Origin of the sequence: Neisseria sp. 19428wB4_WF04 (genome assembly GCF_015235335.1) — a bacterium.
GTDB classification, from domain to species: domain Bacteria; phylum Pseudomonadota; class Gammaproteobacteria; order Burkholderiales; family Neisseriaceae; genus Neisseria; species Neisseria musculi.
Genome location: NZ_JADGLG010000030.1, coordinates 19101 through 31129, shown reverse-complemented (window position 1 = coordinate 31129; position 12029 = coordinate 19101). Strand labels below are relative to the sequence as shown.

General features: G+C 46.8%; 9 protein-coding genes and 2 pseudogenes. 1 reads left to right on the top strand and 10 read right to left on the bottom strand.

Going from position 1 to position 12029, the window contains the following annotated elements:
* The 5 genes from IR141_RS07825 to IR141_RS07805 form a co-directional block, all read right to left on the bottom strand.
* Positions 1–220, bottom strand: a 220-nt coding sequence (locus tag IR141_RS07825; protein ID WP_228068166.1) for a GTP-binding protein, incomplete at its 3' end; no start/stop codon positions are given.
* 81 nt (positions 221–301) lie between these two features.
* Positions 302–2407 (bottom strand): elongation factor G, encoded by a 2106-nt coding sequence (gene fusA / locus IR141_RS07820; protein WP_135035586.1) that lies wholly within the window; start codon positions 2405–2407, stop codon positions 302–304.
* Between the two features lie 18 nt (positions 2408–2425).
* Positions 2426–2896 (bottom strand): 30S ribosomal protein S7, encoded by a 471-nt coding sequence (gene rpsG, locus IR141_RS07815; RefSeq protein WP_135035583.1) that lies wholly within the window; start codon positions 2894–2896, stop codon positions 2426–2428.
* Between the two features lie 120 nt (positions 2897–3016).
* Positions 3017–3388: a 30S ribosomal protein S12 gene (rpsL, locus tag IR141_RS07810; RefSeq protein ID WP_002218431.1), complete on the bottom strand. Its 372-nt coding sequence runs from the start codon at positions 3386–3388 to the stop codon at positions 3017–3019.
* 241 nt (positions 3389–3629) lie between these two features.
* Positions 3630–7232, bottom strand: coding sequence for a calcium-binding protein (locus IR141_RS07805; protein ID WP_135035580.1), 3603 nt, complete (start codon positions 7230–7232; stop codon positions 3630–3632).
* 10 nt (positions 7233–7242) lie between these two features.
* Between IR141_RS07805 and IR141_RS07800 the strand changes: the two genes are divergently transcribed.
* On the top strand, positions 7243–7644 hold the full coding sequence (locus IR141_RS07800) for a hypothetical protein (RefSeq protein WP_135035566.1): 402 nt from the start codon (positions 7243–7245) through the stop codon (positions 7642–7644).
* A 563-nt stretch (positions 7645–8207) separates the two neighbouring features.
* Here the strand turns inward: IR141_RS07800 and IR141_RS07795 are convergent.
* From IR141_RS07795 to IR141_RS07775, 5 genes and pseudogenes are all read right to left on the bottom strand, one after another.
* Positions 8208–8867: pseudogene (locus IR141_RS07795) on the bottom strand (hypothetical protein); the annotation flags it as partial.
* Between the two features lie 570 nt (positions 8868–9437).
* Complete coding sequence (locus IR141_RS07790) at positions 9438–9995, bottom strand: hypothetical protein (protein ID WP_135035563.1); 558 nt, start codon at positions 9993–9995, stop codon at positions 9438–9440.
* Between the two features lie 290 nt (positions 9996–10285).
* Positions 10286–10540 (bottom strand): hypothetical protein, encoded by a 255-nt coding sequence (locus tag IR141_RS07785; protein WP_135035560.1) that lies wholly within the window; start codon positions 10538–10540, stop codon positions 10286–10288.
* 39 nt (positions 10541–10579) lie between these two features.
* Positions 10580–10960, bottom strand: a pseudogene (locus IR141_RS07780) (calcium-binding protein); the annotation flags it as partial.
* Between the two features lie 421 nt (positions 10961–11381).
* Entirely contained in the window at positions 11382–12002 is a 621-nt protein-coding gene (locus tag IR141_RS07775) for a hypothetical protein (protein WP_135035554.1), read from the bottom strand.
* Positions 12003–12029 lie beyond the last annotated feature (27 nt).

Genomic DNA, 12029 nt, shown 5'->3' with positions numbered 1-12029 from the left:
CTTCGGTTTCGTATTCCACGTGCGAGGTATTGATGGTGATGCCGCGGGCTTTTTCTTCCGGGGCATTGTCGATTTGGTCGTAGCCTTTAGCCTGACCGCCGAATTTTTCTGCCAAAATGGTGGTCAGTGCGGCAGTCAAAGTGGTTTTACCATGGTCAACGTGACCGATGGTGCCAACGTTTACGTGCGGCTTGCTCCGCTCGAATTTCTCTTTAGCCATGAGCTAATTCCTTTATATAAAGAACGATTAAAGAACAGGATTTGCGGCCGTCTGAAATTTCAGACGGCCTGTTTCAACAGTTCAGCCTTTGCGGGCTTCTGTAACTTGCGCGGCAATGTGTGCGGGAGCTTCTGCGTATTTCTTAAACTCCATCGAGTAGGTTGCACGGCCTTGGGTGGCGGAACGCAGGTCGGTCGAGTAGCCGAACATTTCTGCCAGCGGCACTTCGGCGCGGACTTTCTTGCCGCCGATGCCGTCGTCGTCCATACCCAACACGATACCGCGGCGGCGGTTCAGATCACCCATCACATCACCCATATAATCTTCGGGCGTTTCCACCTCAACGGCCATAATCGGCTCCAGCAATACCGGAGAGGCTTTTTTCATACCTTCTTTGAAAGCCATGGAGGCGGCCAGTTCAAAGGCGATTTGAGAAGAGTCCACATCGTGATAAGAACCGAAAATCAAGCGGATACGCACATCAACCACAGGGTAACCGGCAACAATACCGTTGGACAGGGTGTCGCGGATACCTTTATCGACCGAGGGGATAAACTCGCGCGGAATCACGCCGCCTTTGATTTCATCGATAAATTCATAGCCCGCACCGCCGGGTTCCAGCGGCTCCATTTTGATGACAACATGACCATATTGGCCTTTACCGCCGGACTGCTTAACGTGTTTGGCTTCGGATTCCACTTCTTTGCGGATGGTTTCGCGGTAGGCCACCTGCGGCGCACCCACATTGGCTTCCACACCGAATTCGCGCTTCATACGGTCAACGATGATTTCCAAGTGCAATTCACCCATGCCGGAAATAATGGTTTGGCCGGATTCTTCATCGGTACGCACACGGAAAGACGGATCTTCTTTGGCCAAGCGGTTGAGTGCAATGCCCATTTTCTCTTGGTCTGCCTTGGTTTTCGGCTCAACGGCAACGTGAATCACCGGCTCGGGAAATTCCATGCGTTCCAAGATAATCGGAGCATCTTCGGCACACAGCGTCTCACCGGTGGCAACATCTTTCAAACCGATGGCGGCAGCAATATCGCCCGCGCGCACTTCTTCGATTTCGGTGCGGTCGGCAGCGGTCATCTGCACCAAGCGGCCGATGCGTTCGCGGGTGCCTTTAACGGAGTTCACCACATTGTCGCCCGATTTCACCACGCCGGAATACACGCGGATGAAAGTGAGCTGGCCGACATATTTGTCGTTCAGCATTTTAAACGCCAACGCTGAGAATTTGGCATCATCACTTGCTTGACGGCTGTCGGATTCTTCGTTGTTCGGATTCACGCCTTGCACCGGAGGAATATCGGTAGGCGCGGGCAGAAATTCTATCACAGCATCGAGCATACGCTGCACGCCTTTGTTTTTAAAGGCAGACCCGCACAACATCGGCTGGATTTCACCGGCCAAGGTACGCTCGCGCAATGCAGCTACGATTTCTGCTTCAGTGAGCTCTTCACCGCCCAAATATTTATCCATCAGCTCTTCGCTGGCTTCGGCCGCCGCTTCGATCATGTTTTGACGCCATTCTTCGGCAGTATCAGCCAAATCTGCGGGGATGTCGCCGTATTCGAACGTGGTGCCTTTATCGGCTTCGTTCCAAATGATGGCTTTCATTTTCAACAGATCTACCACACCCTCGAAGCTGTCTTCCGCACCCACGGGAATAACAATGGGCACGGGATTGGCGCGCAAACGGGTACGCATCTGTTCGACCACGCGGAAGAAGTTTGCGCCCTGACGGTCCATTTTGTTCACAAAAGCCAAACGCGGCACTTTGTATTTATTGGCTTGGCGCCATACAGTTTCCGATTGCGGCTGCACACCGCCCACCGCGCAGTAAACCATAACGGCACCGTCAAGCACACGCATGGAACGCTCTACCTCTACGGTAAAGTCCACGTGTCCCGGGGTGTCGATGATGTTGAAACGGTGTTCGGGAAACTGCCCGCCCATACCTTTCCAGTAGGAAGTTACGGCAGCGGAAGTGATGGTGATGCCGCGCTCCTGCTCTTGTTCCATATAGTCGGTAGTGGCGGCACCATCGTGCACTTCGCCCAATCTGTGGGTTAAGCCGGTGTAGAACAGGATACGCTCGGTAGTGGTGGTTTTACCCGCATCAATGTGTGCGGAAATACCGATATTGCGATAAAGGTTAATCGGGGTTTTACGAGCCATTTTATGCGCCTTTCGAAATTAGAAACGGAAGTGTGAGAAGGCTTTGTTGGCTTCGGCCATGCGGTGTACTTCTTCACGTTTTTTCATAGCACCGCCGCGGCCTTCGGCTGCATCGATCAATTCGCCGGCCAAACGCAGATCCATGGATTTTTCACCGCGCTTACGGGCAGCATCGCGCACCCAGCGCATTGCCAGAGCCAAGCGTCGTGAAGGGCGAACCTCAACAGGAACTTGGTAGTTGGCACCGCCCACACGGCGGCTTTTCACTTCTACAACGGGTTTGGTGTTGGCAATGGCTTCGTTGAACACTTCGATTGCTGCTTTGCCGGTTTTTTTCTCGATTTGCGCAAGGGCCCCGTAAACGATGCGCTCGGCAACGGATTTTTTACCGTCAATCATCAATACGTTCATAAACTTGCTCAGCTCAACGCTGCCGAATTTCGGATCAGGCAATACATCGCGTTTGGGAACTTCTCTACGTCTTGGCATTTTAATTCCTTAAATATCTATTCAGTCGGGACAACCCCATGAATGCCTATCGAAGCATTCACTTACTCGGTCATGCCTGCTTTTCAGACGGCAAAACCGACGTGCCGTAGTGTTATTTGGTTACTTGGGCCGTTTGGCACCATATTTGGAGCGGGCCTGTTTGCGGTCTTTAACGCCTGCGGTATCCAAAGAACCGCGGACGGTGTGGTAACGCACACCCGGCAAGTCTTTTACACGGCCGCCGCGAATCAGCACCACGCTGTGTTCCTGCAGGTTGTGTCCCTCGCCGCCGATATAGGAAATCACTTCAAAACCGTTGGTCAGGCGGACTTTGCACACTTTGCGCAATGCAGAGTTCGGTTTTTTCGGAGTGGTGGTGTACACACGGGTGCACACGCCGCGTTTCTGCGGGCACGCTTCCAGTGCGGGCACTTTGTTTACGTACACCGGCTTTTGACGGCCTTTGCGTACCAATTGATTGATAGTTGGCATATTTTCTCGTCCTGTTGAGTGAAATATCTGCCGGCACCATGCCGACAAGAGCGGAATTATAGTTTCGGTGCAAACACTTAGTCAAGGCATTGCAAAACACGGCCTACAAACATTCCGCAAAACACAGTTTCTAGGCAGCGCCTGCGCAACACAACAAGGCCGTCTGAAACTTTTTGCTTTCAGACGGCCTCGATTCCCACAGTCTTAGCGATATTGCGGCAGACTGCCCACGACTGCCCTGCTAAATAACGCTGACATTCATTTCCGCATCCACCTTCACTTTGGCATTGTCAAAGGCAAACTGGTTATAGCGGTAGCCGCTGTTCGAAAAGAAATTCTGCACACTCACCCGATCTTCGCCGCCGTAGGCCTGAACCAGCAGGTGATTGCCCTCGCGGCTGAACACCGCATTTTCCAGCAACGCATTTGTGAAAATCAGGGTATCGGTGTGTTCGGCCTGATAGCCATAATCGCTCACTATGTCCTGCCCGTGGCCTTTGGCAAAGATATAGGTGTCGGCTTCGCTGCTGCCGCCACCCAAATAATCGTTACCGGCTCCGCCGATTAAGGTGTCGGCTCCACCGCCGCCGTAGAGTTTGTCGTTGCCTTCGCCTCCGTCCAGCGTATCATTTCCCGCACCGCCGTTCAATTCGTCATCGCCTGCACCGCCATCGAGCTTATCGTTGCCGTGCTCTCCATATAAATGGTCGTTGCCTACACCGCCCGCCAACCTGTCTTCCCCGTCTCCGCCATAAAGGCTGTCATTGCCTTCATCACCGAACAGGCTGTCGTTGCCGCCATAGCCGGAAAGTACATCGTTGCCCTCACCGCCATTAATCACATCTATGGTATCCCAACCATAGAGCATATCGCTTTTCTCTGTGCCGCTGCCTTTTACCGTTATGCCGGCCATATCGGCGGCTGTGATGGTTTTGTCGTCAAACGCAAAATCAAAATAGCGGTAATTGCCGCCGTTAAAATAGTGTTGCAGGGAAACTTGATCTTCATTGCCGTAGGCTTTAATCACCAAATCATTTCCGCTGCGGGTGAATACCGCATCGGCAAAGTCGGCTCCGCTAAAGCGCAGGGTATCGGTGTGTTCGGCCTGATAGCCATAGTCGCTTACCACATCCTGCCCGTGGCCTTTGGCAAAGATATAGGTGTCGACTCCACCGCCACCGTAGAGTTTGTCGTTGCCTTCGCCTCCGTCCAATGTATCACTACCTGAATCACCATACAGACTGTCATCGCCGCTACCGCCGTACAAATAGTCGCTGCCACTGCCACCTCCTAAATAATCATTACCGTTGTCTCCCCAGATTCTGTCATCTCCCGACTCTCCCAAAATATGATCATCGCCATCGCCACCACTCAAAATATCATTACCGCCATCTCCACGAATCGTATCGTTGCCTTCGCCGCCATTCAGAATGTCCACTGTATTCCAACCATTGAGCGTATCGTTTTTCTCTGTGCCGCTGCCTTTTACCGTTATGCCGGCCATATCGGCGGCTGTGATGGTTTTGTCGTCAAAGGCAAAATCAAAATAGCGGTAATTGCCGCCGTTAAAATAATGTTGCAGGGAAACTTGATCTTCACCACCGTAGGCTTTAACCACCAAATCATTTCCGCTGCGGGTGAATACCGCATCGGCAAAGTCGGCTCCGCTAAAGCGCAGAGTATCGGTGTGTTCGGGCTGATAGCCATAATCGCTTACCACGTCCTGCCCGTGGCCTTTGGCAAAGATATAGGTGTCGGCTTCGCCGTTGCCGCCATTCAAATAATCGTTACCGGCTCCGCCGATTAAGGTGTCGCTGCCGCTGCCGCCGTAAAGCTTGTCTTTGCCTTCGCCGCCGTCCAACGTATCATCACCCACGCCGCCGTTCAGTTCGTCATCGCCATCGCCACCACTCAAAATATCATTACCGCCATCTCCACGAATCGTATCGCTGCCTTCTCCTCCATTCAGAATATCCACTGTATTCCAACCATAGAGCGTATCGTTTTTCTCTGTGCCGCTGCCTTTTACCGTTATGCCGGCCATATCGGCGGCTGTGATGGTTTTGTCGTCAAAGGCAAAATCAAAATAACGGTATCCGTTGCCGTCAAAATAACCCCGCACCGCCACCTGATCGTTGCCGCCGTAGGCCTTAACCACCAAATCATTTCCGCTGCGGGTGAATACCGCATCGGCAAAGTCGGCTCCGCTAAAGCGCAGGGTATCGGTGTGTTCGGCCTGATAGCCATAATCGCTTACCACATCCTGCCCGTGGCCTTTGGTAAAGATATAAGTGTCGGCCTCGTAGTTGCCTCCATGCAATTCGTCATCGCCTTCCCCGCCATCGAGTACATCGCTGCCGCTTCGACCATAGATCCTGTCGTTGCCGCTGCCGCCGGCTAAAAAGCTTGCCCGGTCGTTGCCGTAAAGCGTGTCATCGCCGTCTGAGCCGAGCTTGTGTCCGATTTTCTCCACCGCTTCTGCGCCCAAAGCCTGCGCATACCGGCCCAGCAGGTTATTTTCGGCCGCGCTTTGCGCATATTGGAGCATTTGCGCCGAAAGCGCTTCGGCGGCGTTGCCCTTGCTGCCGGTGCCGGCCATCAACTCCCCCAAATCCACAAATGCTTTTTCGGGGTTTTCGGCATAAACCTGATTGAATTTTTCGATCACTTTGCCATAGTCTAAAACAAATTCGTTATTTTCTATTTTCAAACCGATTTCGTTTAAATAAGGCTGCAGGCGGGTTTGAAACAGCAATGCCTGATAAATGTTTTTGCTCAAAGCCGCATACGCCTTGTCGGCCGCTGCAAAAAACTGCCCGGCATCTTCGCTGCTGCTGATAAACACCGTGCCCGAATATTCGCCCGAAAAAGCATCAAGCGCCGCCACCTTGCCGGCATAGGCCTTTAACTTGGCCGACTCTTCCGGGGAAGGCAGATAAAGATTATTGCGCATTTCCCGCTCTTCACCTGGCGTAACCGCGCGGCCTTCATTGGCTGTTTTAACCCAGGCGCTGGAAAACACCGCGCCCGAATGATAACGCGGGTCGGTTTTCGCCCACTCGCCCACCAAAGCATCCATCAAAGCCAGCTGCTCCGCCTTGGTTTCGGCCTTGCTGTAGGCGGCCAACACTTCGGCCAGCTTGGGCGACAGCGCCGCCGCCTCGCGCAGATCGCGCAATCTGCCCATGCCTTGCAGGTTTGCCGCCTGCATCTGCGCTTCGGTGAGTTTCACCGGGTCGGCATAGCGGCTGTGCAGATGGTCTGCCGCCAAGAGCAGATCGCCCATTTCGCGCTTTCGGCCGTCTGAAAGGGTGTAGGAGCCTTTTTGGGCAATGGTGTTGCCGTTGTCCAAACGGATATCGGTGTTTTGATAGGCCAAATCCAATGATTGGATACCCAGCGATTCCAGAGTGAACAGCTCGCCTTCTTGCGAAACGCCGTCTTGGTTCAAATCGCGCCATATTTTCAAATCGGCAAATTTTTCGTCTTTGTTATCAATCAGGCCGTCTGAATTGGTATCGAACTCGGCCAAAGCCGCATAGCCGTGCGCGGCATTGCTGCCGTCTTTCAATACGGTGCTGTCGCCGAAAAGTTCGCCGCCGTTGTTAATCAGGCCGTCTGAATTGCGGTCGATTACCAGCAAACCGTCGTCGGCAGCCGCCCAGCCCGTTGATGTGCGGATGCCGTCTTTATCGTGGTCGAACAACGCGCCCGCATAACCTTGCGTGCCGACGGTTTCGATGCCGTCGCCGTCGAGATCGAGTACCAGCGGGTCGACAATGTGGTATTTGCCGTCGCGGTTGAAATTCCTATAATCCTCAAATGCCCTGTAGCCAGCTTCCAACCCGGCAGCAATGCCAAATGCTGCTAAAGCCCCAAGTTTTGTTGCCGGATTAATTGACACAGCAACAGCACCCGCAATTGTTGCAATATTACCTGCAACTGCAATCGCATCAGACAAAGAAATTTTTCCCGTCTTATCAAAATCATTAATCATTTTTCCAAGAGTCATGGTTGCTGCACCAGCATTTGTGGCAATTGCTAAGCCTGCACTTGCAGGACTTAAAGCAGCGGCTCCTAAAGCTGCCATTGTTTGTGAAAGACCCGATGCAACCCCTACAGAGCTTGTTGCATTCAAAGTACCTTCCATTCCAGATACTGCACCATTTACGGCACTTAATACATCAGAACGAGCCATATTTTATTTCCTTAAACTTAAATTAGAGTTACTGCATTGTTCAAAAATATATTGGTAAATCTTGTTTTTTTCATGGTTTTCTTTTTTGCTGTAATTCAAGATATCATTTCTAAAAACTCCTCTGCTAAATGTAATATTTAATTCTTGAATAATAAACGGAAGGACTATTTTGTTATAAACATGGTTTTTAAAGCACTGTTCAGAACTTCTATTCGCGAATTTTTCAGATGGCATTATCCAATCAAATATTATATCTTTCGAACATATATTAATTATTTCATTATTTATAATTTCTTTATGATTTTTTTCAAAAAAACATTGACACATTTCATCTGTTTTGGTTTTAAAAACAGATTCGGATGTATAAAGAGGAACTGATTTTCTTAAAGCAACTTTGAATGATGAACATACTAGTTTCTCGGGATGTTTTTTATGATTTTCATTTATTAAAATAAAAATCATAAAAATAAAAATAATAGGTAAAGATAGAAGTAAGAATAATATTTTCTTCAAAGTAGTATTTCCTTTAATAGCAAACCTAGCCTGTACAAATTATAGTAATTTAGTGGTTTTCGTATAGCGCATTTATACACTCGCTTAAGATATTGAATTTGTTCATTACGCTGCTTCGCGCAAATCGCGCAATCTGCCGATGCCTTGTAAATTAGCGGCCTGCATTTGTTCTTCGGTAAGCGCTACCGAATCGGTATAACGGCTGTGCAAAGTATCGTTGGCCAGCAGCAAATCGCCCATTTCTCGCTTGCTGCCGTCTGAAAGCGTGTAGCTGCCTTTTTGGGCGATGGTATTGCCGTTGCCCAAACGGGTGTTGACATCTTTATAGGCGGCATCCAATGATTGGATACCCAATTCTGCCAAACTGGAAAGCTCGCCTTCTTGCGAAATGCCGTCCTGATTCAGATCGCGCCACACTTTCAAAGCGGCAAATTTCTCGTCTTTGTTATCGATCAGGCCGTCTGAATTGCTGTCGAGCCCGGCCAATGCGGCATAGCCGTGGGCGGCATGTTCTCCGTTTTTCAATACCGAGCTGTCGCCGAAAAGTTCGCCGCCGTTGTTGATGATGCCGTCTCCGTTGCGGTCGATCACCAGCAGGCCGTCGTCGGCCGATACCCAGCCGGTCGAAGTGCGGATGCCGTCTTTATCGTGGTCGAACAATGCCCCCGCATAACCCTGCGTGCCCACGGTTTCAATGCCGTCTCCGTCCAAATCCAGCACCAGCGGATCGTAAACGTGGTATTTGCCGTCTCGGTTGGCTGAATCTTGCCACTTTTTCCAATCATTGGGATCACACCAAGTTTTTTCTCTATTTGTTTCACTCTTAGGGATAGAAGGTATATTACTTGGATCAGCATTAATATCAGGAATAAGATCTCTGAGTTTTACTTCACCGTTTTTTGCTTCATAAATAGCATAACCAGCCCCTGCAATAGTTAATGCAACAGCTACAGCCCCACCTATAGGGCCGAAAAAAGCAGCCGCAGATGCAGCAATAGCCAAACCGTCTCCAACTGTTAAGCTTTTTCCTTCAGCAACTTTTACTGCGACAGGAATAACCCCCACACCAGCACTAACTTTGCCTAGTGCACCTGCTACTTGTGCTGCTTTGGGATAATTAGCAGCATTTCCCAGCCCCGCAGCATTCATAGTAGAAGAAATATGCCCTGCCCCTGCTGATATAGCTGTACTGGCGGCATTCACAGCCTGATCTCTACTATTATTAGCATTTCTATGATTTACACCACCCTGAGCCAGAGTAGCTGTAGTCCCTGCCTTATTCCAAATGTATCCTGCTGCCATAAAATATCTCCTAAAAATTTACGCTTTATGTCTTAATCAACTTTTATATTTTTTATTTACCCAAAAAATCAAAGTTATAAAAATTAACATCAAAGAAAGAAATAAAGCAAATCTAACGCTAAAATCAAAATATTTTCTAAATAAGATAATCTTCTCAATTAGTTGAGTATTTGTATTTAAACCAATATACATTTTCTCAGAATAGAACTTTCCTTGTAAAATAATCCCTCCTATATACTGATGTTCTTTTTTTGAGAATTTTTCAATCTCTAAAAAAAATACATTACTACCTACAAAATTTATTCCTTCATAATCTTCATAACATAATTGAGCTTTATCATCTGTTAAATATGAACAAATCGAATAATATTGAATATCTCCTATTTTAAAATCAACTGACGGAGAAATACGCGAGCTGCTCTTACTTCTCACAAAATGAATACCTTCAGGTAATTTTATTTTTCTGCCATCATCTATATATTGAATATTTTTAGGCATAACCATTAATATAATGATGGAAATTAAAAATACTGTTACCGCATAAATAAACAGGCTGATTAATCTTTTTTCAATATTTGTTTTCAAATTAATCATTAAATTAATCTTTTCAATAAATAAACTCAGCATTTTATAATTTGACAAATGTTCAACATTGGTTCTTATCAAGAAGAATATAACGTTACTGTTATCAATTCTGTTAAATAAATCTGCTGCTCGGGCAACCCATTTATTTACCCTGTAAGAAAAGTACTAAACGCAGAACCAGCAGGCCCTGCTACTCTCTTACCGATTTGACTCGCTGCAAACTGAGCTAGACTTGACCATTTTTCATAACTATTTATTTGGCTTTTATCACAATATGCCATTTTTCTTTCCTAAATTAATTAATTATTAAAAAAGATAAAAATAAGATAACTATTCCTATCAATAAAACTAGCCCCCCCTTTAATCACCAAGGAATCTAAATATGAAAAATTAGCATCAAGATAATATTTATTATCTTTTTCTATTTTATTTTTTTTAAATTTTTTACCTAAAATCCAATATCTCCTACCTAAATACTTTGGAGCAATCAAGCTTCCACTGAAAAATAATATGAAAAAGCCTAATATAACCATAAAAATACCAACATCTCTCATAACACCATTTCTCCAATTAAATCAAGCTGCCTCCAAGAGCAAGTCGTGCCATACTTTCAAAGCAGCAAATTTCTCGTCTTTGTTATCGATCAGGCCGTCTGAATTGCTGTCGAACCCGGCCAATGCGGCATAGCCGTGGGCGGCATGTTCTCCGTTTTTCAATACCGAGCTGTCGCCGAACAGCTCGCCGCCGTTGTTGATGATGCCGTCTCCGTTGCGGTCTATCACCAGCAGGCCGTCGTCGGCCGATACCCAGCCGGTCGACGTGCGGATGCCGTCTTTATCGTGGTCGAACAATGCCCCCGCATAACCCTGCGTGCCTACGGTTTCAATGCCGTCTCCGTCCAAATCCAGCACCAGCGGGTCGTAAACGTGGTATTTGCCGTCGCGGTTTTGATTTCTGTAGTCTTCGTATTCTTTAGGGCATGTCCAGTGGTAGTCGCCACTCGCTTTTCTATATTGATCTACCAGCCATTCCCCAACTTCTCTGCCCAACCAAGCACCGCCGTAGGCACCAAGACCTGATGTAACTATAGCTCCAGGGCCTCCCACGATTCCACCCGCTGCGCCACCCAAAAGAGAGAAAGTTGCCGAAGTAAACTCAATAAATGCCTGCTGTTTATTTCCTTGTACATACTTTTGTGTAACCTGCCCCGCAGCAATCAATAAACCGACATGCCCGAATAAATTAGCAGCCGGATTAATCTTTGATTTTGCGATATTGGCAGCACCAAATTTTTCTAAAAATTTCTTGAAACCAGTATCGCCACTTGTCAATGAAGCACCAAATGCATCACTGATTGAGTTTCGATCATCATACGTATTACAAGCATTTGCCACTTTAAATTTCCTTTCTACTGAAAATAGATATGAGAGTTAAAATTGATACGAATATCCAGCCAAGAACCATAAAAGAGGTAATTGAAAACAAGGTAAGATTGAATATAAATAAAAATATTTTATAGTTAATAATTAGAGAAATGAGCCTCTCATGTTTTGGAAGATCAATAGATTCAACATTAAATACAAAGCAAAAAACAAGAAAAAGTATTCCCGAATAAAATAAAATTTGGAAGATTTTAAATTCAACACTACGGTTATTAACTACTTTTTCCTTAGCTAAATAAGGATTTATAGCCCAAACACCCAAATTAAAAAGTATTTTATTTTTTTTGTAAAACAAATTAAAAAATCTTCTATCAGCTCCTTTTAAATACAAGTAGAGAAGTATTTTATTTGTAAATAAATTAACAACAAATGTAATTAACGCCAATAAGATTGTAATACTGGCAGAATTATTTGTTTCTCTAATATGAGCTCCTTGCTGCAAGCCCTCCAAAAAATCTAAATTAAGTTTAAAATCGTATATATTGTCAATAAATATAATATAAATGCTAAAAATAGCACTAATAACAAACAAAGCTAAATTCAAATTTAAAAGTAAAAATATTTTTCTCATCATAAAACTTTATAGCAGTTTATAGTAAAT